The organism is Rhabdothermincola salaria (genome assembly GCF_021246445.1).
Taxonomy (GTDB): Bacteria; Actinomycetota; Acidimicrobiia; order Acidimicrobiales; family Acidimicrobilacustridaceae; genus Rhabdothermincola_A; species Rhabdothermincola_A salaria.
This window is the reverse complement of record NZ_JAJQXW010000001.1, coordinates 362,756-386,958: the sequence shown is the minus strand read 5'-3', so window position 1 is coordinate 386,958 and position 24,203 is coordinate 362,756. Positions and strand designations below refer to the sequence as shown.

General features: G+C 69.6%; 19 protein-coding genes. 7 read left to right on the top strand and 12 right to left on the bottom strand.

Translation table 11 applies throughout. From position 1 onward, the window contains the following. Window positions 1-5: 5 nt before the first annotated feature. The 8 genes from LUW87_RS01855 to uvrB are packed head-to-tail and all read right to left on the bottom strand — an operon-like array spanning window position 6 to window position 12,662. Window positions 6-1,124, bottom strand: a complete 1,119-nt coding sequence (locus LUW87_RS01855; protein ID WP_232669375.1) for a glycosyltransferase family 4 protein — start codon at window positions 1,122-1,124, stop codon at window positions 6-8. Further along, on the bottom strand, window positions 1,121-2,101 hold the full coding sequence (locus LUW87_RS01850) for a glycosyltransferase (protein ID WP_232669374.1): 981 nt from the start codon (window positions 2,099-2,101) through the stop codon (window positions 1,121-1,123). The genes LUW87_RS01855 and LUW87_RS01850 overlap by 4 nt, the downstream gene beginning before the upstream one ends. Window positions 2,102-2,121: 20 nt before the next feature. Continuing rightward, complete coding sequence (locus LUW87_RS18980) at window positions 2,122-3,459, bottom strand: sugar transferase (RefSeq protein ID WP_232669373.1); 1,338 nt, start codon at window positions 3,457-3,459, stop codon at window positions 2,122-2,124. A gap of 53 nt (window positions 3,460-3,512) precedes the next feature. Continuing rightward, window positions 3,513-4,274 (bottom strand): class I SAM-dependent methyltransferase, encoded by a 762-nt coding sequence (locus LUW87_RS01840; RefSeq protein ID WP_232669372.1) that lies wholly within the window; start codon window positions 4,272-4,274, stop codon window positions 3,513-3,515. Between the two features lie 14 nt (window positions 4,275-4,288). Then, on the bottom strand, window positions 4,289-7,141 hold the full coding sequence (gene uvrA, locus LUW87_RS01835; protein WP_232669371.1) for an excinuclease ABC subunit UvrA: 2,853 nt from the start codon (window positions 7,139-7,141) through the stop codon (window positions 4,289-4,291). A 46-nt stretch (window positions 7,142-7,187) separates the two neighbouring features. Beyond that, entirely contained in the window at window positions 7,188-8,927 is a 1,740-nt protein-coding gene (locus LUW87_RS01830; protein WP_232669370.1) for a hypothetical protein, read from the bottom strand. Further along, entirely contained in the window at window positions 8,911-10,605 is a 1,695-nt protein-coding gene (locus LUW87_RS01825) for a hypothetical protein (protein WP_232669369.1), read from the bottom strand. Before LUW87_RS01825 ends, LUW87_RS01830 begins: the two co-directional genes overlap by 17 nt. 41 nt (window positions 10,606-10,646) lie before the next feature. Continuing rightward, window positions 10,647-12,662: an excinuclease ABC subunit UvrB gene (gene uvrB / locus LUW87_RS01820; RefSeq protein ID WP_232669368.1), complete on the bottom strand. Its 2,016-nt coding sequence runs from the start codon at window positions 12,660-12,662 to the stop codon at window positions 10,647-10,649. A gap of 117 nt (window positions 12,663-12,779) precedes the next feature. Between uvrB and dprE2 the strand changes: the two genes are divergently transcribed. From dprE2 to dprE1, 3 genes are read left to right on the top strand one after another with little or no spacing between them, the layout of a single operon-like run. Continuing rightward, complete coding sequence (gene dprE2 / locus LUW87_RS01815) at window positions 12,780-13,544, top strand: decaprenylphospho-beta-D-erythro-pentofuranosid-2-ulose 2-reductase (protein ID WP_232669367.1); 765 nt, start codon at window positions 12,780-12,782, stop codon at window positions 13,542-13,544. Between the two features lies 1 nt (window position 13,545). Then, a complete protein-coding gene (locus LUW87_RS01810; protein WP_232669366.1) occupies window positions 13,546-14,457 on the top strand; it encodes a decaprenyl-phosphate phosphoribosyltransferase in 912 nt (303 codons plus the stop codon). Then, window positions 14,438-15,838, top strand: coding sequence for an FAD-binding protein (dprE1, locus tag LUW87_RS01805; RefSeq protein WP_232669365.1), 1,401 nt, complete (start codon window positions 14,438-14,440; stop codon window positions 15,836-15,838). Before LUW87_RS01810 ends, dprE1 begins: the two co-directional genes overlap by 20 nt. Before the next feature lie 9 nt (window positions 15,839-15,847). Here dprE1 and coaE read toward each other — a convergent pair whose 3' ends face one another. Beyond that, window positions 15,848-16,468 (bottom strand): dephospho-CoA kinase, encoded by a 621-nt coding sequence (gene coaE, locus LUW87_RS01800; RefSeq protein ID WP_232669364.1) that lies wholly within the window; start codon window positions 16,466-16,468, stop codon window positions 15,848-15,850. A 95-nt stretch (window positions 16,469-16,563) separates the two neighbouring features. Between coaE and LUW87_RS01795 the strand changes: the two genes are divergently transcribed. The 4 genes from LUW87_RS01795 to LUW87_RS01780 all read left to right on the top strand — a co-directional run bounded on the left by LUW87_RS01795 (window position 16,564) and on the right by LUW87_RS01780 (window position 19,728). Then, a complete protein-coding gene (locus LUW87_RS01795) occupies window positions 16,564-18,357 on the top strand; it encodes a GAF domain-containing sensor histidine kinase (protein WP_232669363.1) in 1,794 nt (597 codons plus the stop codon). Between the two features lie 56 nt (window positions 18,358-18,413). Beyond that, window positions 18,414-19,070, top strand: coding sequence for a response regulator (locus tag LUW87_RS01790; protein ID WP_232669362.1), 657 nt, complete (start codon window positions 18,414-18,416; stop codon window positions 19,068-19,070). Between the two features lie 209 nt (window positions 19,071-19,279). Beyond that, window positions 19,280-19,471, top strand: a complete 192-nt coding sequence (locus tag LUW87_RS01785) for a Flp family type IVb pilin (RefSeq protein WP_232669361.1) — start codon at window positions 19,280-19,282, stop codon at window positions 19,469-19,471. 86 nt (window positions 19,472-19,557) lie between these two features. Next, entirely contained in the window at window positions 19,558-19,728 is a 171-nt protein-coding gene (locus LUW87_RS01780) for a hypothetical protein (RefSeq protein WP_232669360.1), read from the top strand. Between the two features lie 59 nt (window positions 19,729-19,787). Here LUW87_RS01780 and LUW87_RS01775 read toward each other — a convergent pair whose 3' ends face one another. From LUW87_RS01775 to LUW87_RS01765, 3 genes are read right to left on the bottom strand one after another with little or no spacing between them, the layout of a single operon-like run. Then, entirely contained in the window at window positions 19,788-21,248 is a 1,461-nt protein-coding gene (locus LUW87_RS01775; RefSeq protein WP_232669359.1) for a hypothetical protein, read from the bottom strand. Next, entirely contained in the window at window positions 21,229-22,155 is a 927-nt protein-coding gene (locus tag LUW87_RS01770) for a type II secretion system F family protein (protein ID WP_232669358.1), read from the bottom strand. Before LUW87_RS01770 ends, LUW87_RS01775 begins: the two co-directional genes overlap by 20 nt. 11 nt (window positions 22,156-22,166) lie before the next feature. Then, window positions 22,167-24,194 (bottom strand): type II secretion system F family protein, encoded by a 2,028-nt coding sequence (locus LUW87_RS01765; RefSeq protein ID WP_232669357.1) that lies wholly within the window; start codon window positions 24,192-24,194, stop codon window positions 22,167-22,169. Window positions 24,195-24,203 lie beyond the last annotated feature (9 nt).

Below are 24,203 nucleotides of genomic sequence, written 5' to 3'. Positions count from 1 at the left end.
GTGGCTCACGGCTCCAGTTCCTGGAGTGCCTCGTACACACCAAGCAACGTGGGCACCTGGGAACTCCACGTGTATCGGTCGAGCACCGACTGTCGCCCCCTCATCCCGAGAGCCCGCGCTTCCTCCGGGTGATCGACCATCCACCTCATATGGGCCGCCAGCGCATCAACATCGAATGGGTCTACCAAGAAGCCGGCGCCGGCAGGCTCTACGACGGCCCGAATCTCGGGAAAGTCACTTGCGATGACCGGCAGACCTGCAGCCATGTACTCAAAGAGCTTCACCGGGACTGCACCGCCAGCGTGCTTCGGGGTTGGGTGCCAGATCACGAGCCCCACAGCCGACCCAACCAGAACCTCGCAGGTCCGGGCCCTGTCACAACGGCCGTAGTAGCGCAGCTGCTGCGCCCCCCCCGTCGCCATCACCTCGGCGCGGAGGTCGGCCGGCATCTCTCCGATGAGCCGAAGCTCGATGTCAGATCCAGCCCGTTCGATGGCCCCAACCATCTCCAGCAGGCCTCGCTCCCGGCTGACAGCGCCCACGTATACACACGCTCTCGCTCGTACATCAGGCTCCGATCGAGCCATGAGTTCGATCTCGCTGTCCAAGACATAGTTTCGCAGAACGGCGACGTGCCGCTTGCCGAACCGTTGGGCCCCCGTGTCCTCCGCAGAGATCACTGCCGACGAAACCCGAACGACGAGGCCCTCGAGAAGCCGAACCGTCCACGCCGCCGTTCTCCTGAGTCTCTTCGGGATGTAGCTGCGACTCTCGACGAGAAGCGGGTAGTCCTCGTGGAAGTCAACAATCACCTTGCGACCAACCAGGCCGAGGACGATCGCCACGGGGAGAATTTCTATGTCGTGAACATGGATTACGTCCGTCCGGTTGCGAAGGATGGTCCTCACCACATGGGCCAGGTTGCGCAGGCGACCCCAACTTCCCTTTCCACGGCGCAGCCCCACGATCCGGATACCGTCCAGGTCCTCGTCACGATCGTGAAGCGCGACGATCGTGACCCTCCACCCGGCGTCTCGTAACGAAACGCACTCTTTCCAGAAGACTCGAGTGTCGGTAGCCACATGCGCCGGTGCCAAGTGGAGGGTGGTGGGGTGTCTCGTCATTCGAACACGGCGTCACGCAGAACACCTGACAGCCAGCCACTTCCGACTGCGACCATGCCGGCGATGGCCCATCCGCGCTCAACTGTACCGGCGGTCCCCTCTTGGGATCCAAGTTCCTCGAGAGCGACCGCCGCCCCCAAGGTGCCGACAGTCAAGACACTCATTCGACACATCCGGCCCGACCTTGGCACCAAGAAGGCAATCGCTGCAATGAGCATGAGGACTGGCGCAACGATAATCCCCATCTGGCGCTGCTGTGGTCGATCTCCGGTCATCCGCCAATAGCGAACCTTCCACCGGCCGAAGCGGTGGTATTGCATCCACAGCTGCCTGACTGAGGACCGCGGGCTATACCCCACCTCGAGGGACGATTCGAACCAAACGTGACCATGATGTGCAATTCGCCGGTTCAGGTCGAAGTCCTGGTTCGTTGGAAGGCGCTCGTCCCAGCCGCCCACGCCGCGAAGCTCCGCAGTGCGAAATGCACCGAGGTAGACGGTGTCGGCGCGGCCACTCCTCGCACCTCGACGGTAACGGGACAGACCCATGCCGTAGCGATTGTTCAGGGCGCGAGCGATCCCCTGGTCTCGGTTCGACTCAGAGCGAGGCACCGCAACCTGGGCGCCACCGACGACTGCGACGTCGGGGCGAGACTGGAGGGTCTCAATACAGGCGCGCACATACCGAGGCGGGACCATGCTCCGAGCATCGACCCTGCACACCACCGGAGCTCGAACCAGCGCCAGACCGGCGTTGAGGTTGGACGGCGTCGATCCGCCCTTGTTGCAGTGAACGACCCATCGATCAAGACCCGCCCTCTCGAGGATGGCAGCCGCGATCTCACCGGTGCCGTCGGTCGAGTCCCCGTCCACGACTATGACCTCGAGGCGATCGAGCCCGATATCCTGCGCCAGGACGTGCTCGAGGCACCTACCGATCGAGTCAGCCTCGTTCCTTGCCGGGATCAGCACCGCCACGTCGGCTACCCCAACACCGGTCATTGCCCGCCACCTCTCAGAACGCTTCGAATGGTGCGGCTCACGATCCTCAGATCCAGCGCCATGCCTTGGTGGCGCAGGTACCAGAACTCGTACTGGAGCTTCTCCTTCGCATCGGTCTCGTCGGCCCCGTACGGATACTTCACCTGAGCCCAACCAGTGAGTCCGGGACGGACGAGGTGGCGCAGGTCGTAGTACGGCAGTCTCTCGGACAGCTCAGCGACGTAGTGGGGTTGCTCTGGCCGTGGCCCGACCACCGACAAGTCGCCCCGGAGGATGTTGATCGCCTGGGGTAGCTCGTCGACGTGGGTTCGCCGCAAGAGGTTCCCGAACGGTGTGACGCGCGTGTCATCAGGCCTGGTCCACTCCCCCGCTCCGCTGCCGCCGTCTTGGTTCGGGGCCATGGTGCGGAACTTCAGGATGCGAAAGGTCTGGCCCCGTTTGCCGACGCGCTCCTGACGAAAGAGGAGCGGACCCCGGTTCGCCACCAGGTCGCCCATCGCCACGAACGGCACGGCCACCACGAAGGCCAACAACCCGAGGGTTCCGGCGCCGAGGTCCATCATCCGCTTCACCCTGCCATAGCGGGTGCGGTGTACCTCCCCGACGTCGAACAGGAGCGACACCCGTTCCAGCTCGAAGAGAGGAACCTTGCCCAGCCACTGGTCCACGAACAGCGCGTAGCTGCGGATGCGTAGCCCACGGGCGTGCAGCTCCGCGGCCTGGTCCACCACCGAGCCATCCGCCTCGGCCTCACGGTCCAAGACGACGAGGCTGGCGCCGAGCTCAGCGGCCCTTGCCACGAGTGGGCCGTCGGCCGGCGGCGTCCCGACCGGCTGCCCGGCATCAGGAGGCAGCATCACCCCGACGATGGCCGCCGACATCTCCGAGGCTCGTCGCAGGTCCTTGCGGAGCGCTTCCACTTCCTCCACGGAGGCCACCACCAGCACCCGGTCGCGTTGGGCATCCTTCTGCGACCCTCCCTTGGCCAGCCCGGCGCACAGCAGGTACCACGGCACCAGGAGCACCGCTGATCCGAACACGACGAACCTAGGCAGCAGGGCATCACCGGTCAGCAGCTGCAGCACTGAGATCACGACGGCACCACTCACGGCGGCGATCACCGACGAGATGAGGGCCCGCCCTGCGGTGCGCGGGAGCTCCGGCAGTCCGAGCCCGTAGGCCGTCACCACCAGCACGCCGATGTAGAGCAGCGACCATCCGAATCGGAAGGTGCCGGTATACGGGTAGGGCGGATCGGCGATGACCCGTGAGTGGTAGAGCGCAAGACCCACGACGGTCGCGACGATGCCCCCGTAGACCAGCCACCTCGCCACTCGAACCATCCCTACAGCCTCCCTCGCCGATCGCCGGATGCTGCGGATCCGCCTCAGCGGGCGGGCTTGGTGCCGCTCAGCTCCACGACGCACGACCAGGCGAGGGCTCGACTGCGAGGAATCCTCTCGTACATCCAGGCATCGGCCTCCTCCAGGCGCTTGAGTGCCACATCGAAGGCCTTCAACCGGCGCAACGGAACCGCCGCCAACGAAAGGGTGTGGTAGTAGTCGACCTCCACCTCGTCGAACCACCGGCGAGCATCGTCGAAGTCGCTCTCGACGAGCGGATGCTCGTCAGGCGTGCGCATCCGAGGAGTCATCCGCCGGTACAGGTTGATGAGCGGGTTGCGACCCAGCGGTTCGATGAACGCACCTTTTCCACCCGAGCGGAGCACTCGGGCCAACTCGGGGTAGGCCCGGTCGAGATCGAGGTGGTGGAGGATCCCGGTGCCCACGACGAGGTCGAAGGCCTGATCTTCGAAGGCCAGCTCTTCGGCGTTCATGACCTCCACCGAGACGCGACCCGGGAGGTCGAGGGACTCACACTGCTGGCGCATCTGCAAGGCGGCGACCGGGGAGATGTCCACGGCCACGACGTCGACTCCCCGCTGGGCGAGTTGCACCGCATGGTTGTGCAGACCGCACCCGAGCTCGAGCGCTCTCGCTCCCGCCGGGACCATCTCGAGGATCTGATCCATCCGCATCGAGCTGGCCCGCGTGACGGCGTAGTACTTCTTCGCGGCCGCTCGCTCACCGTCATCGGTGAAGCGCTCGTCGTGGAACTCCTGCTCGCGCTGCAGCCGGGTTCGGTCCATGCCGCCAGTGTCGCTCAGGTCGGGGACAGCAGCGAGGCGAGGAACTGGCCGGTGTAGCTCTCCGGGGTGTCCGCCACCTGTTCGGGCGTGCCCTCCACCACCACGGTGCCGCCCCCGGTGCCCCCCTCGGGGCCCATGTCGATGAGCCAGTCCGCGGTCTTGATGACGTCGAGGTTGTGCTCGATGACCAGCACCGAGTTGCCCTGGTCGACCAGGCGGGACAGCACGGTGAGCAGCTTGCGGATGTCCTCGAAGTGAAGGCCCGTGGTGGGCTCGTCGAGGATGTACATGGTGTGGCCGGTGGAGCGCTTGGCCAGCTCCGAGGCCAGCTTCACCCGCTGGGCCTCACCGCCCGAGAGGGTGGTGGCCGGCTGGCCCAGGCGCACGTAACCGAGACCGACGTCGACGATGGTCTGCAGGTGCCGGGAGATGGCCGGCTGGTTGGCGAAGAACTCCACGCCCTCCTCGCAGCTCATGTTGAGCACGTCGGAGATGTTCTTGTCCTTGAACGTGATGTCGAGGGTGTCGCGGTTGTAGCGGGCGCCCTTGCACACCTCGCACGGCACGTAGACGTCGGGCAGGAAGTGCATCTCGATCTTGATGGTGCCGTCGCCGGCGCAGGCCTCGCAGCGGCCGCCGGCCACGTTGAACGAGAACCGCCCGGGCAGGTAGCCGCGCACCTTGGCCTCGTGGGTCTGGGCGAACAGCTTGCGCACGTGGTCGAACACACCCGTGTAGGTGGCCGGGTTCGATCGGGGCGTGCGCCCGATGGGCGACTGGTCGATGTTGATGACCTTGTCGATCTGGTCGAGCCCCTCGACCGTCTTGTGGCGCCCCGGCGGCGTCTTGGACCCGTAGACCTGCTGCATGAGGGCCCGGTAGAGGATGTCGTTGACCAGGGTGGACTTCCCCGACCCCGACACGCCGGTGACGGCGACGAAGCACCCCAACGGGATCTCCACGTCGATGTTCTTGAGGTTGTGCTCGCGCGCACCGCGCACCCACAGCGACCCGTGCCCGGCGTCGCGCCGCTTCTCGGGCACGGGGATGGACCGACGGCCCGACACGTACTGGCCGGTGAGGCTCTTGCGGCTCTTGAGCAAGCCCTTCACCGCGCCGGCGTAGACGATGTCGCCGCCGTGCTCACCGGCGCCGGGGCCGATGTCGACGACGTAGTCGGCCACCCTGATGGTCTCCTCGTCGTGCTCGACGACGAGGACCGTGTTGCCCAGATCGCGCAGGCGGATCAGCGTGTCGATGAGGCGGCGGTTGTCGCGCTGGTGCAGCCCGATGGAGGGCTCGTCGAGCACGTAGAGCACGCCCACCAGCCCCGAGCCGATCTGGGAGGCCAGCCGGATGCGCTGGGCCTCGCCGCCGGCCAGCGTGCCCGCCGAACGGCCCAGGCTGAGGTAGTCGAGGCCCACGTCGAGCAGGAAGCCCATGCGGGCGTTGACCTCCTTGACCACCCGCTCGGCGATCATGCGGTCGCGCTCGGACAGCTCGAGGCCGGCGAGGGCCTTGGCCGCATCGGCGATGGACATGTCCGACAGGTCGGCCAGGGTGTGCCCGGCGATGGTGACGCCGAGCGAGAAGGGCTTGAGCCGGGCGCCGCCGCACTCCGGGCACGGCACCTCGCGCATGTAGCCCTCGACCTGATCGCGCTGGGAGTCGCTCTCGGCGTCGGTGTGGCGGCGCTGCAGCCACGACACCACACCTTCGTACTTGGCCTCGTAGGAGCGCTGGCGCCCGTAGCGGTTGCGGTACTGGACCTTGATGCGCCCCCCGCTGGTGCCGGTGCCGTGCAACAGCAGCTTCTGTTGCTTCTTGGGCAACGACGAGAAGGGCTCGTCCATGTCGATGTCGTGGGCGGCGCACACCGATTCGAGTAGGCGCCCGAAGTACTGGGTGCGGGCGGTGGCCCACGGCGCCAGGGCCCCCTGGGCGACGGTGAGGTCGGGGTTGGGGACCACCAGCTCGGGATCGACCTCGAAGCGGGTGCCGAGCCCGTCGCAGTGCTCACAGGCCCCGTAGGGCGAGTTGAACGAGAAGTTGCGGGGAGCGAGCTCCTCGAAGCTCAGCCCGCAGACCGGGCAGCCCAGATGCTGGCTGAAGGTGAGGATCTCGTCGTCGAGGCCGGAGTCGTCGTGTTGCACGCCGACGATCTGCACCTCGGCCACCCCCTCGGACAGGCGCAGCGCCGTCTCGAGGGAGTCGGTGAGGCGCCGCTCGATGCCCTCGCGCCGGATGAGGCGGTCGACCACCACCTGGATGGTGTGCTGCTCGTAGCGGGCCAGCTCGACGGTGTCGGTGAGCTCGTTCAGCTCACCGTCGACGATGGCCCGGGCGAAGCCCTGGGTGGCCAGGTCGGCCAGCAAGGTGTCGTAGGTGCCCTTGCGGCCCCGCACCACCGGGGCCAGCACCTGGAAGCGGGTGCCCTCGGGCAGCTCGAGCACCCGGTCGACGATCTGCTGGGGGGTCTGACGCGTGATAACTGCCCCGTCGTTGGGGCAGTGCGGCACCCCGATGCGGGCGTAGAGCAGCCGCAGGTAGTCGTAGACCTCGGTGATGGTGCCGACAGTGGAGCGCGGGTTGCGCGAGGCCGACTTCTGGTCGATGGAGATGGCCGGCGAGAGCCCCTCGATGAAGTCGACGTCGGGCTTGTCCATCTGGCCGAGGAACTGGCGGGCGTAGGCCGACAGCGACTCGACGTAGCGGCGCTGCCCCTCGGCGTAGATGGTGTCGAAGGCGAGCGAAGACTTGCCCGAGCCAGAGAGACCCGTGAAGACGATCAGCCGGTCGCGCGGCAGGTCGAGGGAGATGTTGCGCAGGTTGTGCTCACGGGCACCACGAATGACCAGTCGATCCACCCCGAGAGCATACCGGCCCCACCAACCTCACGAACGGGCGTTCGCCTCAGTCCTCGACTCGGGCGATCAGCACCTCGTACGACCCCACTGAGCGATGCGAAGAGACCGACCACCCCACTTCTGCGGTGATGTCCTCGAAGGTCGACACGTTGGGTGTCACCACCACCGCTTCGTCGATTCCCATCGACGCCAACCGCTCGAAGCCCTCCGGCAACGCGCTGGGGCGCCCGACCACCCAGGCGTACCGATCGAAATCCGTGTAGGCGATCTGGGGCAGCAGTCGGTTCTCCGACACGATCACCGGCATCGAGCCCGCTGCCGCACTCGAGTCGAGCGAACCGGCTGCGTCCTCCATCGCCACCAACAACTCCTCGGTGAGTCCGTGCACATGGCGCTGCACCGCGACGATGCTCAGCGACGACAGGCCGACGAAGGCCACGAGGAGACCGCCCAGCAGGCGACGAGGAATCGGTCCCACCGAGCGGAGTCGCTCCACCGACCCTCCCACGGCGACGGCGATCCAGAGCGGGAGCAGAATGGCGAAGTACCGGCCACCCCACTCCACCCCTCCGCCGATCCCGTACTGGGTGAGGATGACCCCGGCTGCGACGAAGGCCACCACCAGCCACACACATCGAGCCTCCCGCCTGCTCCGGTCCGGAGGAAGGGCCAAGACGGTGGCCCCGACCCCGAGTGGGAAGGCCATGAACAGACCAGGGACGAGCGCTGGTGGATCGGCCCCTTGCCGCACGACCCAGGCGACGACGACGAACGCCGAACCAAGGATCAACAGGTCGACTCGGGCGGCCCAGCGCCACGCCAGCAGGCCGACCACCAGGACCGCGAGGGAGACCCAGAGCAGCACGTCGGCCACCCCCAGAGCCAGGTTGGTGGTGCGCAGCAACGTGGTTCCCGCCCCGCGGAAGCGATCGATGAGCCAACCCGACGACTCGAGCGGCACCCCGCCCGGCTGCCGATCACCGACGATCCGGTCCGCCCAGGCTCGGTCGGCCGCCCAGGCCACCACCGAGGAGACGCCCGCGGCCAGCGCGACCGGAAGCGCCCGTCGCAGACGATGGCGGTCCACGATCCCCACCGCCAAGGCCACGGCTGGACCGACGAAGAGCGCTTCGGTCCGCAACATCGAGGCGCCGACGAGCAACAGCCCGCCCCCTAGGGCCGTGACGACGAGCGGGAGAGCTCGCGCCGCACGTGCCGCCAGCAACGCCAGCACCCCGAACACGACGAGGGCCGCGGCCACGGTATGGGCGAGGACCAATCCGCTGTCGAAGAGCAACGGCGAGCCGAGGCCGACCGACCACAGCACGATCAGCTGGGTGGTCGATGGTGCCCGGAGGACTCGGCGCGCCAGCAGCGCAGCACCTACAGACGCCGCCACCGTGCCGGCCACGGAGAGGGCCAGCATCGCCGACACGTTGGTGGGACCGAGCAAAGACAGGATGACCGGATAGAGCGGATGCTTGGCGTAAGGAGCGACCCCGTCAACGCTGCGATCTCCACGGATGAACGGACTCAGATCCGGGTCCTGCCCCAACGATCCGAGGGGTGAGACGTACTGCCAACTGCCAGTGTCCACCAAAACCTGAGCCTGGAGGACAGCGGCCCCCTCGTCGCTGAAGTAGGCCACGCCGGGTTGCCCGAGCGCGACCACGATCGTGATCGCCGCGGTCAAGAGCAGGGCGTGCAGCCAGAGGCTCGTGGCGGCTCGCTGACCCCCCCGGAGCGGGAGGGCACCGTTGACGTCGGGTTCAAGGGTCTCGGTCATAGCTCACCACGGTGAAGGCGACCCCCAGCCAGGTGTAGGAGCGTTCCCGCACCACCTCGAACCCCTCTACGACCGGGGGTCCGTCGGTCGTGCTGGTGCCCAACAAGGCGAAGGAATCGACGGCCTCGGCGTCGATCACGTCGATGGCTTCGGGGAGCTCGTCGGCACCACGGACACTCAACCACTCGGTGTCCTCACCCTCGTAGACCGCCCCGAGCTCGCGCAGCCAGAACGCCTGCGTCGAGATCACGGCGTCCTCGGGGAAGGCGGCGACGTCGCGGGCGGCCCGTCCCACCTCGTGGGTCCGTTCGGCGAGCCACGCCAGGCCGAACACGGTCACCGCCACAGACGCTACGACGAAGAACCGTCGCCCCCAGGGCGGGAGGCTCGAGAGGGCGATGACGCCCAGTACGGCCAGCACCGCACCCGACGAGAGGATGTAGCGCCCTCCCCACTGGGGGGCTGCTCCGCCGGTGAACTGGAAGAGCCAGACGAGGGGCAGGGCGACGAGGGCGATCGCTCCGAGGAGGCGGGCGTTGCGGTTCCCGGGCATCCTGGCGATGCCGAGCGCGGCCAGCGGCGTGGCCGCCAGCATCCCGGGCACGAAGCCGAGCCCCTGGCCGAGGCGCATGGCGAAGAGCCCGACGGCGACCGCGGCCGAGACGGCGGCGATGCGCTCACCATCCTTCCGACCGGCGAAGAAGGCCGCCGACAACAGGGCGGCCGCGATCATGCCGGCCAGGACCAGGTCGCCGGGCTCGAGGCTGGGCACGAGTCCGGCACCGGTCACGACGGCCTCCTTCAGGCGGAGCTCCAAGCCGGACCCGGCCGCCTCGGCCGTACCCGATGCCCGGCCCGAACGAAACGACTCCCCGAGCGCAGCGACCTCGAGGGCCGTGGTGACGAGGACCGTGACCGCCAGGCCGGCGAGCACCCCTGCGCCATTGGCCACCATCTCCCGCCAGCGCCTGACCACGAGCAAGGAGATGGAGACCGCGGCGGTGGCCACGAAGCCGTAGACCAGCGCCTCCGTGCGCATCGAGAAGGCGGCGCCGAACGCCAGGCCGGCGAGCGCACCCCACACCGCGCAACGGGCTGCTCGGTGGGTCTCCAGCGTGGCGAGGAGGGCGACGAGACCCCACAGGACGAAGGCCACCCCCAGCGTGTGCTCCCAGAAGTCGAGGGCATAGACCGCCAAGGGCGACGCCAAGCCCAGCACCCAGAAGGCGATCCACCCGGTCCGCTCGTCCCCCCCGGCTCTCCCAGCCAGGGCCCGGCCCGCGAACGCCGCGGCGACGGCTCCCAACATGGGCAGGAACAGCGCCGCCCGGTAGCCGCCCGCCCGGTACAGGGGGGCGCCGAGCTCGAGCATCGGCAGGGTGGTGACGTTGACGAACCGGTCGCCGATGCGGCTCGTGTAGAAGAGCCCGTGGAGCTCGGCGTCCGGATCCTGGTCCGCGGCCCAGTAGCCCACGTCGGGATCGAGGCCGAGCGGACGCTCGGCCATGACCTCGAGGGTGGCCACCTTGCCGCCGGTGTCGGTGCCGAGGCTCCCCATCGGATCCATGAGGAACGACAGCCCGACGTAGACCGCCAGCAACACGAGGCCGGCCGTCAGCGGCGTGGTGACGACACGGCACGCTCGCGGCCCGAGCCCTCGTCGGGCGGCGATGGACATCTGGTCATCATGGACCAACGGCCGCCCTTGGCCGGGGAGGCTCAGCCCACCTCGCGCAGCTCGCGCTTGAGGTCCTTGATCTCGTCGCGCAGGCGGGCGGCGTACTCGAAGCGGAGGTCGGCGGAGGCTTCGTGCATCTCGTCCTCGAGGGTGCGGATGAGGCGCTCGAGCTCGGCCGAGGGGAGCTCGGCGAAGTCGGTGCGGGGCCGATCGCGCCGGGTGGAGCGCTGGTCCTTGCCCGGCATCGGCGCCTTCTCGCTCGGGCGCAGGTAGGCGAGGATGTCGGTGACGGCCTTGCGGATGGTCTGGGGGTTGATCCCGTGCTCGTCGTTGTAGGCCTGCTGCACGCCCCGCCGCCGATTGGTCTCGGAGATGGCCCGCTGCATCGAGTCGGTGACGGTGTCGGCGTACATGATCACCTGGCCGTCGACGTTGCGGGCGGCCCGGCCGGTGGTCTGGATGAGCGACGTCTCCGAGCGCAGGAAGCCCTCCTTGTCGGCGTCGAGGATGGCCACCAGCGACACCTCGGGCAGGTCGAGGCCCTCGCGCAGCAGGTTGATGCCCACCAGCACGTCGAACTCGCCGAGGCGCAGGTCGCGCAGGATCTCGATGCGCTCGATGGTGTCGACCTCGCTGTGCAGGTAGCGGACCTTGACCCCGAGCTCGAGGAGGTAGTCGGTGAGGTCCTCGGCCATCTTCTTGGTGAGGGTGGTCACCAGCACCCGGTCGCCCTTGGTGACGCGGGTGTTGATGTTCTCGATGAGGTCGTCGATCTGACCCTTGGTGGGCTTGACGATGATCTCGGGATCGACGAGGCCGGTGGGTCGCACGATCTGCTCGACCACCGCGCCCGAGTTCTGCAGCTCGAAGGAACCGGGCGTGGCCGACAGGAACACCACCTGGCCCACCCGTTCGGTGAACTCCTCGAAGCGCAGGGGGCGGTTGTCGGCCGCGGACGGCAGCCGGAACCCGTGCTCGATGAGGGTGAGCTTGCGGGAGCGGTCGCCCTCGTACTGGCCGTGGAGCTGAGGCACGGTGACGTGGCTCTCGTCGAGCACCACCAGGAAGTCGTCGGGGAAGTAGTCGAGCAAGGTGTAGGGCGGTTCACCGGGGGAACGCCCGTCGATGGGTGCCGAGTAGTTCTCGATGCCGTTGCAGTAGCCGACCTCGGCCATCATCTCGAGGTCGTACTGGGTGCGCATGCGCAGCCGTTGGGCCTCGAGCAGCTTGCCCTCCTTCTCGAACTGGGCCAGCTGCTGTTGCAGTTCGGCCTCGATGCGCACCGTGGCCGCCCGCAGGCGCTCCTCGCCGGTGACGTAGTGGGTGGCGGGGAACACGATGAGCTCCTCGAGCTCGGTCACCTTCTCCCCCGTGACGGGATCGACCACCTGGATGCGTTCGACCTCGTCGCCGAAGAGCTCGATGCGCACCGCCGTCTCGTCATACGCCGGGTGCACCTCGATGGTGTCGCCCCGCACCCGGAACTTGCCCCGCACCAGGTTCATGTCGTTGCGCTCGTATTGCAGGTCGACCAGACGCCGCAGCACGTCGCGCTGGTCGTGGCGCTCGCCCACGCGCACCACCAGCAGCTGGTCCTTGTACTCGTGGGGTGAGCCCAGGCCGTAGATGCACGACACCGACGCCACCACGATGGTGTCGCGTCGGGTGAGCAGCGCCGAGCTGGCCGAGTGGCGCAGCCGGTCGATCTCGTCGTTGACCGACGAGTCCTTCTCGATGTAGGTGTCCGAGGCCGGCATGTAGGCCTCGGGTTGGTAGTAGTCGTAGTAGCTGACGAAGTACTCGACCCGGTTGTCCGGGAAGAACTCCCGGAACTCGTTGGCCAGCTGGGCGGCGAGGGACTTGTTGGGCGCCATCACCAGGGTGGGTCGCTGGAGCTGCTCGATGGTCCAGGCGATGGTGGCGCTCTTGCCCGAACCGGTGATGCCCAGGAGGGTCTGGTAACGGTTGCCCGCGTTGATGCTCTCGGTCAGTCCGGCGATGGCTCGGGGCTGGTCACCGGCCGGAGAGAAGTCCGAGACCATGCGAAACGGCGGCATCCCCGGAGTCTACGGAGGGGGTGGGACGGTCCTCCCCGAGCGCTTGACGCCGTCTCCGCCCCCGGCGGGCACGTCTAGGCTCGCCCGGCGGTACGACCCATCAGGTGGAGGATGACCATGCGAGACGCCCTCGGGGCGGTGCAATCGGTGCTGGTGCTCGGGGGGAACTCCGAGATCGCCCGGGCCACGGTGCGCAGCCTGATCGCCGGCCGGTGCCGCACGGTCGTGCTGGCCGTCCGGGACCCGGCGTCGGCCGCCGAGGCCGCGGACGAGCTCCGCCGGCTCGGTGCCACCACGGTGGAGACGGTGGCCTTCGACGCCACCGATCCGGCGTCGCACCAAGGGGTCGTCGACGACTGCTTCGACCGCTTCGGCGACCTGGACCTGGTCATCTCGGCCTTCGGCGTGCTCGGCGACCAGACCACGTTCGACGCCGACCCCGTGGCCGCCGCCGACGCCGTGACCGTGAACTACACCGGCGCCGTCTCGAGCGGTTTGGCCGTGGCCGAGCGCCTCCGTCGCCAGGGCCACGGCACCCTGCTGGTGCTGTCGTCGGTGGCCGGGGTGCGGACCCGACGCGACAACTACGTCTACGGGTCGTCCAAGGCCGGCCTCGATGCCTTCACCCAGGGCCTCGGCGACGCCCTCATCGGCACCGGGGCGCGCGCCGTGGTGGTCCGACCCGGCTTCGTGCACACCAAGATGACCGAGGGCATGGACCCGGCGCCGTTCTCCACCACCCCCGAGAAGGTGGCCGAGGCCATCGTCGAGGGTCTGGCCAAGGGCCGAGAGGTCATCTGGGCCCCACCGGTGCTGCGCTACCTGTTCTTCGTGCTCGGCCACCTCCCCCGAGGCCTGTGGCGCAAGGTCAGCGCTCGCTGAGATGACCCACGCCGACCGCCCCACGGACGCGCCGCGCCCGTCGCTGGCCGCCGGCATCGTCCGCTCCCTGCGCCCCAAGCAGTGGGCCAAGAACGTGCTCGTGGTGGCGGCCCCGGTGGCCGCCGGGGTCATCGACCAGGGCGAGGTGCTCCTCCACACGGCCGGGGCCTTCGCCTGCTTCTGCGCAGCAGCCAGCGCCACCTACCTGGTCAACGACGCCACCGACGTGGAGGCCGACCGCCTCCACCCCACCAAGCGCAACCGGCCCATCGCCGCCGGTGTCGTCTCCCCCGGACTGGCCTACGCGCTGGCGGCGGTGCTGCTGGTGGCCGCCCTGGTGGGCGGCTTCCTGCTGGAACCGGACTTCGGGTGGGTGCTGGTGGCCTACCTGGGCCTGACCACCGCCTACACCTACTGGCTCAAGGAGCAGCCCGTCCTCGACATCGTGGCCATCTCCGCCGGCTTCGTGCTGCGCGCCGTGGGCGGCGCCGCCGCCGTCGGCGTGCCCATCTCGGAGTGGTTCTTCATCGTCACCTCGTTCGGGGCGCTGTTCATGGTCACCGGCAAGCGCCACGGCGAGTCCCTCGACCTGGCCGACGACGCCGTGGCCGTCCGCCCCGCCCTCGGCGCCTACACGCCCAGCTTCCTGCACTACCTCCGCGCCGTGTTCTCCGGCGGGGTGCTCATCGCCTACTGCATCTGGGCCTTCACCTCCGGGCAGACCAACCCGGACGGGGCGGTGCTGTTCCAGGTGTCGATCGTGCCCTTCGCGGTGGCCATCCTGCGCTACGCCCTGCTGCTGGACCAGGGCAAGGGCGCCGAACCGGAGGTCCTCATCCTGTCGGACCGGATCGTCCTCGGTGCCGGCGTGGTGTGGGCCATCATCTACGGCTGTGCCGTCTACACCTCCTGAACCCAACGCCCCGGCCCACCGTCACCCGGCCGAGCTGACCGGGTGGGGTCGCACGGCACCCTCCGCCGCCGACCTGCGCCGCCCCACCTCCACCACCGAGCTGCGCCGGGCGCTGCCCACCACCGACCGGCGTGGCCTCATCGCCCGGGGCCTGGGTCGCAGCTACGGCGACGCCGCCCAGAACGCCGGCGGGCGGGTGGTCGACACCGTCGACGTCGACGGGTTCTGGGTCCACGACGCCGACCCCGACGCCGACCGGGTGCTGGTCACCGCCGAGGCCGGCACGTCCATCGACCGGCTCCTGCACGCCTTGGTGCCCCAGGGCCTGTTCGTACCCGTCACCCCCGGCACCCGCTACGTGACCGTCGGCGGGGCCATCGCCGCCGACATCCACGGCAAGAACCACCACCACTCCGGCTCGTGGTGCGACCACGTGGTGTCGATGCGCCTGCAGCTCCCCGACGGCGAGGTGGTCGAGATCGGCCCCGACCGGGACCCCGAGCTGTTCTGGGCCACCGCCGGCGGCATGGGGCTCACCGGCGTGATCGTCGACGCCACCTTCGCCTGCCCCCGCATCGGGTCGAGCCAGCTCCTCGTCGACACCGACCGCGCCCCCGACCTCGACGCCGTCATGGGCCTCATGGCCACCGGTGACCACGCCTACGACTACTCCGTGGCCTGGATCGACCTCATGGCCTCGGGCCGCTCGCTCGGTCGCTCCGTGCTCACACGCGGCCGCTTCGCCACTGCTGACGAAGCCACCGAGGGCGGGGCATCCTGGCCCTTCGACTACCGGGCCGGCGTGCTGGCCTCCGCTCCGCCCGTCGTCCCCTCGGGGCTGCTCAACCGGCTCTCGGTGAAGGCGTTCAACGAGCTGTGGTTCCGCAAGGCCCCCGTTCGCCGCCGCGACGAGCTGCAGTCCATCCCTGCCTTCTTCCACCCCCTCGACATGGTCGGCGGCTGGAACCGCCTCTACGGCCCCGCCGGCTTCGTGCAGTGGCAGTTCGTCATCCCGCCGGGCACCGACGACGTGCTGCGCCGCATCGTCGGCGACCTCAGCGCCGCCCGCTGCACCTCGTTCCTCGCCGTGCTCAAGCGCTTCGGGCCCGGCGACCCCGGGCCGCTGTCGTTCCCCACCGAGGGCTGGACCTTGGCCCTCGACATCCCCGCCGGGGTGCCCGGCCTGGGCCCGCTGCTCGACCGCCTCGACCGCGAGGTGGCGGCCGCCGGTGGGCGCATCTACCTGGCCAAGGACGCCCGCATGGCCCCCGACCTGCTCGACACCATGTACCCCCGCCTCGACGAGTGGCGCGCCGTGCGCGACCGGGTCGATCCCGACCGGCGCCTGCAGAGCGACCTCAGCCGCCGCCTCGGGCTCTGATCTGGTCGGTCAGCCCGCCGCGTCGGGTGCCTGGCCGGCGTGGAGCTCCTGGATCCACGCCCAGCAGCGCTCGACGTGGGCGTCCAGTGCGGCCCGATCGCCGTCGTTGGGGATCACGAAGTCCGCTCGGGCCAGGCGCTGCTCGCGCGACGCCTGGCGCGAGATCCGGGCCCGGGCGTCGTCCTCGGTGAACCCCCGGTGCTCGACGAGGCGCTGCACGGCGATCTCGGGGTCGGTGTCGACCACCACGACGGCCGCCACCTCGAAGGCCTCGTTCTCCACCAACAAGGGCACGTCGAGGACCACCACGTGGTCGGTGCCCTCCTCGGCCTCGATGCGCCGCATGATCTCGGCTCCCACCGCCGGGTGCACGATGGCGTTGAGGTCGGCCAGGGCCTCGGCGTCGGTGAAGACCACGTCGGCCACGGCCTGGCGGTCGAGGCTGCCGTCGGCGAGCAGGATGCCGGGGCCGAAGCGCTCGACCATGGCGGCCAGCACCGGTTGGCCCGGGGCCTGGAGCTCCTTGACCACGGCGTCGGCGTCGATGACCACCGCCCCCCGCTCGGCCAGGCCCGCCGACACGGTCGACTTGCCTGATCCGATGCCCCCTGTCAGCCCGATGCGCAGCACGCGGCGACGGTACCATCGGCGCCGGGCACGGGATTCCTGGAGCTTCGACGCGTCTCGAGGTTCAAGGTTCGCGGCCAGCGACCGACAACTGAGTGGTGAGCGTCGACGAGGACACCATGACCTGGCGCCAGCGAGTGCGGCAGTTCTCCCAGAGCGATGACGGCTCGACCCGCGACGACGGGATCGGCCTCACCCAGCGCGTCGACCGGGTCGCGGCGTTCAACCCCGCCATCCTGGCCATCCGCTGGGGGGTGGCCATCGCCTCGGTCGCCCTCGCCACCCAGGACTACGACGCCGCGCCCGCCCGCACCGCCATCTGGTGCAGCGTCCTGCTCACCTACACGATCGTGCGCACGTTCCGGCCCATCCGCTACCTGGGCGACGTGCGCAGCCTGGTGGCCGTGTTGGCCGAGGTCGTCCTCTTCTCGTTGTGCGTCATCACCACCGGGTACTGGGAGAGCCCTTTCATCCTGTCGCTGCTGAGCGCCACCGCCGTCGCCGGCTTCGCCCGGGGCTTCGCCTTCGCCATCCGCGTGGCCATCGCCACCACGCTCGTCGTCAGCCTGCCCTTCCTCATCGAGGACCAGGCCAACGACCGCATCGTCCAGTCCGCCCAGTGGACGCTCGTGCTGCTCCTCGTGGGCGTCATCTCCGGCTACGCCCGGCGCATCTCCGGTGAGGCCGACCGCCAGCACGAGCTGGCCCTCGACCGCCTGGGCCAGCTCTCCGACGCCAACGCCCTGCTCTACAGCCTGCACCGCGTCACCCAGACCCTTCCCGCCTCGCTCGACCTCGACGACGTGCTGCAGACCTCGGTCACCCGCCTCCGGGGCCTCTTCGAGTTCGACACACTGGCCATCCTGGGCCTCGACGACACCGACGGCCACTGGGAAGTGCTGCGCCGCGAAGGAGGACGGCCCCTCCCCGCCCGCCTCCAGCTCTCCGACCTCCCCACCCCGGCCAAGAAGGCGGTGGCCGAGAAGAGCCTGCTGTCGGTGCCCAGCCTCAACGGCTCGAGCTGGACCGGCCTGGCGCCCCGCTCGGCCTCTGGCATCTACGCCGTGCTGGCGGCGCGGGGCTCGGTGATCGGCCTGCTCGTCATCGAGGACGGCCAGGAGGGCCACTTCACCGAGCGCGACGTGGAGCTGCTGCGGGGCTTCGTGGAGCCGGTCGCCCTGGCCATCGACAACGCCCGCTGGTTCAACCGGCTGCGCACGGTCGGCGCCGACGAAGAGCGCACCCGCATCGCCCGCGACCTCCACGACCGCATCGGCCAGTCGTTGGCCTACCTGGCCTTCGAGCTCGACCGCATCGTGGCCGCCCAGGCCGAGGGCGCCGACGTGGGGGCGTCGCTCGACCAGTTGCGCAACGACGTGCGTGGCGTCATCCGCGAGGTGCGCGACACCCTCTACGACCTGCGCACCGACGTCACCGACACCCAGGGCATGGCCGACACCCTCGAGACCTACGCCACCCGCGTGCGCGAGCGCAGCGACCTGGTCGTCGAGCTGCACTGCGACCGCGACGCCCGACTGCCCCTGCTGCAGGAGCGCGAGATGTGGCGCATCGCCCAGGAGGCGCTCACCAACGTCGAGCGCCACTCCGGCGCATCCCGGGTGCGGGTGCTGTGGCGTTGCAACGGCGAGGCGGCCGCCCTCGAGGTCACCGACGACGGCAAGGGCTTCCCCATCGGCAAGGCGGGACGGCTCGACTCCTACGGCCTCATGGGCATGCGGGAGCGGGCCTCCAGCATCGGCGCCACCCTCGAGGTGGCCAGCGAGGAGGGCAAGGGCACTCGCGTCCGCTGCAGCCTCCTGCGGGCCAACGGCAACGGCAACGGCAGCAGTGCCGCCGCTCGCTCCACGGCCGCGTCCGGCGTCCTAGGCTGATCTCGCCCTCCTCAGGGGGCCGCCCCGGCAGGGGACGAGGCGACGGAGGACCCCACGTGACGATCCGCTTGATGCTGGCCGACGACCACCGCATGCTGCGCGAAGGCCTGCGGCGATCCATGCTCGAGCAGGGCTTCGACGTGGTCGGCGAGGCCGGCAACGGCGAAGAGGCCGTGCGCATGGCCGACGAGCTGCGCCCCGACGTGATCCTGATGGACGTCACCATGCCGGAGATGGACGGCGTGGAGGCCACCCGCCAGATCCGGGGCAGCCTGCCCTCCACCCGGGTGGTGATGCTCACCATGCACGCCGACCAGGAGGTACTGGCCGCCGCCATCCGGGCCGGGGCCTCGGGCTACCTGGTCAAGGACTGCTCCACCACCGAGATCGCCACCGCCGTGCGCCTGGCGGTGAGCGGGGAGACCGCCCTGTCACCGCAGCTGGCGGCGTCGATGCTCGACGAGGTGCGCCGCCTCGACAGCGACCCGTCGTTCGGCGCCGCCGAGGAGGAGCGCATCATCACCCGGCGGGAGGAAGAGGTCCTCCAGCTCATCGCCGACGGGTGCTCCACCCCCGAGGTGGCCGAGCAGCTCTACATCAGCCAGAAGACGGTGAAGAACCACCTGGCCTCGATCTACCAGAAGCTCGACGCGCGCGACCGCACCCAGGCCGTGCTGCAGGCCGTGCGCATGGGCATCGTGCACCTCGACTGAAGGGGTGTGGGCGCCCGCTGAGCAACGGGTCTCCGGCGACCGACTAGGTCAAATGGCTCATTTCGGCCTCTGGAGGTCTTTTTCAGGGGAAAGGGCCGGATTGCCCATAAAGTCCGCTGCCCCTGCGCCGATACTTCTCCTGTCGCAACGACAACGGGTCCGGTGCTCCGGGCCTTCCGACAGCACCAGCACAGGGAGAACCCCCGAACATGATGACCTCCTACGACTTCATCAGCGCCTGGCTCCAGGCCCGCACCAAGTCCGACCGTGGCGCCTCGCTCGTCGAGTACGCCCTTCTCGTCGCCCTCATCGCCGTGGTGTGCATCATCGCCATCAGCTTCATCGGCGACTCGGCGAGCGATCAGTTCAACGAGGTCGGCTCCGAGATCCAGGGCGCCTGACACCTGCCACTTCGGCTGACGAGCGGGACGGTTCCACCGTCCCGCTCGTTCGCATTTCCGGTCACCTGACCACCAAGCGAGGTCCGATGCCCCACGGAGACGAGCTCCGCGAGGGCGACGAGGGTGCCAGCCTCGTCGAGTACGCACTCCTCCTCGCCCTCATCGCCCTGGTGTGCGTCACGGCGCTGATCTTCCTCGGTGACAGCCTGTACGACAGCCTGGACCGTTCCGGCAGCTCCGTCAGCAGCGCTCTCTGACCGCATCCCTAGTCGTCGAGGGGCGGGATCCTCCGGGGTCCCGCCCCTCGTCGCGTTGCTCAACCCAGCGACGAACTGTCGCCATCGGCCGGGGTGAACACCAGCCATTCATCGTCGCTGTAGCCCAGCGCCCATGCCGAATTCGCCAGCAGGGCCTCGGACAAGGCAGCAGCGCGGGGCCAGATCACGACATCGGGGTGCCACCGCTCGACGATGGCGAGACCCCCGACGCCGCTGCCCTTCAGCGCCACCGCGTCCTCGATGATCCCGCTGGGGTACATGTCGACCCGATCATCGACGAACACAGCTGCCTCGGGACCGAGCACCAGCTCCAGGTAGTTCCCGGCGGTGTCCGGCGCCATTCGACGCTGCTCGGGCCCGAGCAGCCCTTCCTTTTCCGTCCACGCCACTGCGTCCACCGGGAACCGACTCAGGTCGTAGGCCGGCCGAGCCAGGCCTCCCACGACGACAAGGACGCCGATGGCCAGCAGAACCGCCCCACCGATGACGGTGCCCCGACCCCGCTCGCGACCCTTCAGCCCGCCCAGCCCGGCCAGGCCCGCGGCCATCCCCGGCAGGAGCACGATCGAGGCCACCGCGATGTTGCGCGAGGCCACGAAGCCCATCGCCCCGAAGGCGACCAGCGGCAGGGCCACCCGCCAGCTGGGACGGCGGACCAGGGCGGCGACAGCAATGGCCAGCTGCAACAGGAAGAGCCGCCCCAGGGTCCCCGAGAAGTCAGGTGGCTGCCACTCCACCACGTAGCCGAAGACGTCGCGCTGCTCGAGCGCCCGCAGGGGGAAGGTGAGCAGGGACAGGCCCAGAGGATTGACGGCACCGAGCAGGGTGCCGACACCAGCCCACAGCAGAGCGCGGAGCTCGACACGGGGCTCACGTCCGTCGAGGTGGGAGCCCAGGGCCAGCACGGCCAGGAGCGCCAACCCGAGCGGGAACGAACCGTGCGTGTTCACCCACAGCCAGAAGACCGGGACGAGGACAGGCGCCGGCCAGCGCCGCTCCACGGCCAGGAGAGTGAGCCCCAACAGCACCAAGCCGAAGAGCAGCGGCCGAGGCGACCAGGCCACCGCCCCCACGGCGGCGGCCGAGGCGGCCACCGCGAAGCGGACGACCAGACCGTCGGCCGGTCGCGTGAGGGCCCAGATGATGCCCATGAGCAGGGCCATGAGGGCGGCGGTGAGCAACCGGACCCCGTCGATGCCGCCGAGGCGTTCGACACCGGCGTAGACGATCGAGGCCAGCCAGCTCTGCACCACCCACGGCTCGCCGGCGGCGGAGAACGAGTACGGGTCCGACCGGGGGATGGACCCGGTGTCGAGGATCAGCCGGCCCGTGGCCAGGTGGGTGAGGAAGCTGTTGTCGCTGATCCGGGCCATGCCCAGGTACACGCCCCACAGGACGAGGATCCCCCCGACGAGCGTGCTGAGCGCGGGGGCCCGGAGCCATCCCGGAGCCGTCGCCGAGGCCCGGGTGGCGACGGCCTCAGCCTCCGAAGCCTTCACGGATGTTGATGATGGCGGGGCCGATGACGACGACGAACAGAGCCGGGAAGATGCAGAACACCATGGGGATCATCATCTTCACGGGTGCCTTCTGGGCCCGCTCCTGGGCCGCCTGGCGGCGCTTGATGCGCATCTCGTCGGCCTGGGCCCGCAGCACCCGGCCGATGGAGACACCGAAGGTGTCGGCCTGCAGGATGGCCAGCACGAACGAGCGCACCTCGGGCACGTCGGTGCGCTGCTCCATGGACCGCATGGCGTCGGCCCGGCTGGCGCCGGCGCGCACCTCGCCCAGCATGCGGGCGAACTCGTCGGAGAGCGCCCCCGGTACGGCGGCGATGGTGCGGTCGAGGGCCTGCTCGAACCCGAGGCCGGCCTCCACGGAGATGGTGAGCAGGTCGAGGATGTCGGGGAGCTTGCGCTGCAGCTCGTTGGCCCGTTCCTCGACCCGACGGTTGAGCACGGCGTCGGGCCCGGCCACGAGGGCGAAGGCCAGCAGGGCGAACGCCCCGAGCTGCATCAACCCCTCGAACCCGAGGGGGTTGAGGACGAAGACCAGGATGAAGGCGAACGGCACGAGCGCGACGGTGAGCACCCGGATGGCGAGGAACCGATCCACTGCCTCGGCCGACGGGTTGCCGGCCGATACGAACTTGCGGCGGACCGTGTCGACGTAGCCGGCGGGGGTGAAGCGGCGCCCGAGGTCGCTGAGGCCGGTGAGCACCGGGGCGATGGCCCGGTCGCGCAGCGGCACCAGCAGCTCCTGGTCGCGGACGTTCTCGACCTCGTAGCCCTCGAGCTGGCGCAGCGAGGACCGCACCACCGCCTTCTCGTCGGCCTGGCTGCCCAGGGCCCACACCACCAGGGCGATGACCAGGGCCACGAGGGCGAGTCCGATGATGAGCGCCATGGCAGCTTTCCTCAGATCTCGATGTCGATGATCTTCTTCATCCAGGCGAAGCCGATGAGCATCGACACCACCCCGACGGCGAGCATCAGGTTGCCCAGTCCCTCGGTGATGAGCTTGTTGGTGTAGTCCGGGTTGAGCACGAACATGACCGCTCCGAGACCGATGGGCAGGGCCCCGAGGACGAAGGCGCTGACCCGCCCCTCGGCGGTGAGGGCGGACACGTCGCGGCGGAGACGCTCGCGCTGGACCATGGTGTCGGCCACCGTCATGAGCAGCTCGGAGAGGTTGCCACCGACCTCGCGCTGGATGCGGATGGCCATGACGGCCCAGGCGAAGTCCGGCGAGGCCATGCGCACGGCGGTGTAGTCGAGGGCCTCCTCGAGCGGACGGCCGAGGCGGGCCTCGGTGACCACCCGGCGCAGCTCGGTGCCCATGGGCTCGGCCACCTCCTGGGACACGGCCTCCACGCCCTGCATCAGCGAATAGCCCGCCCGCAGGGTGCCCGACAGCAGCGAGAGCGTGTCGGGCAGCAGGGCCATGAACTGCTTGCGCCGCCGGGCGGCAAGGAAGTTCACCACCGCCGGGGGGACGATGGCGGCGAACAGCCCGACGATGAGGCCGAGGATGAGGCTGCCGCCCACCACGAAGGCGAGGATGGTGAGCAACACCACGCCGGCGGCGTAGAAGAAGAGGCCCTCGCCGGCGCGCAGCGGGAGGTTGGCCCGCTCGAGCGCGTTCTCGACCTTGACCAGCAGCCCCCGATCGGTGGCCACCTGCTCGGTGATCTGCACGGCCCGCTGCACGATGGCGGTGCGGGCCAGCGAGGTGTCGGCGTCGTCGTCAGCCCCGTCGCCGAGCGCCGAGGTGGTCATGGCGTCGTCGTAGGGCTGCAGCACCTGGGCCAGGCGGTCCTCGCGGACGAACAGCGAGAAGATGGCGAAGGCGAACAACCCGGCGGCCAGCAGACCCACCAGCACCAGTGCGATCAGCCCCAGGTTGCCCTGCAGGGCCGAGACGCCACCGGAGGACTCGATGATCTCGGGGTTGAGGGCGACCTCGCCCTGCACCGACGAACCGGTGACCACCGATGCGGTGGCGCTCTGACCACCGACCTCGAGGGTGAGGTCGACCACCGTGCCCGGATCGACGCCGGCGTCGTAGACCATCTCGTACTGCTGCTCGGTGATGGCGGTGGCGATCTCCTCGACGAGCTCGCCGAAGTCGGGGCCGCTGTCGGAGCGGAGCACCAGCCCGCCGTTGGTGGCCACCAGGGAGTCGACGGCGGCCGGGTCGAGCCCCGCGTTGAGGTACTCGGCGGCGAAGACGGTGGCCCCCGACGACGTGACGTCGCCCCGAGCGGCGGGGCGCTCGGCGGACGGAGTGGCGTTGTCGGTGGTGCCCGTCATCACCACCAGGTTCGGCTGCTCGGCGTTGCGGGCATCGAGGGCCGAGGCGGCCTGGCCGACCGCCGACCACATCGCCGACAGGCCCTGGTCCTCGGTGGCGGCCGCGGGAGCGACCCGGTCGATGGCGGCCACCAGGCGCTCGGTGTCAGAGGTGAAGCCCTGGATCTGGATGCCGGTGTCGCTGGCCGCGTACACCGCGAAGACCTGGTTGGCCGCGGCGGCACCGCTGCGATCCTCGACCCACTCCTTGGCCGCGTCCTTGGCCGCCACCAGCGCACCCGACTCGTCCATGGCGGTCGACGTGTCGAAGACCAGGGCGGTGGCGATGGGGGTGGACCCGGGCAGGGCCCGTGGCGGCGCCGACGAGATCTGGTCGCCGTTGCCCACCAGGCGGGCGTCCTCGACCTCGGAGGCCGGGCCCGTGTAGACGAACTGCAGCCTGGAGTCGGCCGGCTCGGACGTGTCGACCTGGCGCAGGACCAACGAGCCGGTGTCCTGGGCTCCGACGGGGCCACCGACGACCACCGCGGCCAGGGCCAGGAGCAGCACAACGAACACGGCCGCGACGGCGACGGGCCGGGCGCTCCGGGCGCGGCGCCCTGTGGATGCCGGGGTCGTCGGGGTGGCGGTCATGTCAGCTCC

Coding starts and splice junctions, on each gene's coding strand:
- LUW87_RS01830 (WP_232669370.1), bottom strand. CDS start 8,927: ATGACCGAGACCCTTGAACCCGACGTCAACGGTGCCCTCCCGCTCCGG.
- LUW87_RS01765 (WP_232669357.1), bottom strand. CDS start 24,194: ATGACCGCCACCCCGACGACCCCGGCATCCACAGGGCGCCGCGCCCGG.
- LUW87_RS01785 (WP_232669361.1), top strand. CDS start 19,280: ATGATGACCTCCTACGACTTCATCAGCGCCTGGCTCCAGGCCCGCACC.
- LUW87_RS01810 (WP_232669366.1), top strand. CDS start 13,546: ATGACCCACGCCGACCGCCCCACGGACGCGCCGCGCCCGTCGCTGGCC.
- LUW87_RS01840 (WP_232669372.1), bottom strand. CDS start 4,274: ATGGACCGAACCCGGCTGCAGCGCGAGCAGGAGTTCCACGACGAGCGC.
- LUW87_RS01855 (WP_232669375.1), bottom strand. CDS start 1,124: ATGACGAGACACCCCACCACCCTCCACTTGGCACCGGCGCATGTGGCT.
- LUW87_RS01780 (WP_232669360.1), top strand. CDS start 19,558: ATGCCCCACGGAGACGAGCTCCGCGAGGGCGACGAGGGTGCCAGCCTC.
- LUW87_RS01770 (WP_232669358.1), bottom strand. CDS start 22,155: ATGGCGCTCATCATCGGACTCGCCCTCGTGGCCCTGGTCATCGCCCTG.
- dprE2 (WP_232669367.1), top strand. CDS start 12,780: ATGCGAGACGCCCTCGGGGCGGTGCAATCGGTGCTGGTGCTCGGGGGG.
- uvrB (WP_232669368.1), bottom strand. CDS start 12,662: ATGCCGCCGTTTCGCATGGTCTCGGACTTCTCTCCGGCCGGTGACCAG.
- LUW87_RS01825 (WP_232669369.1), bottom strand. CDS start 10,605: ATGTCCATCGCCGCCCGACGAGGGCTCGGGCCGCGAGCGTGCCGTGTC.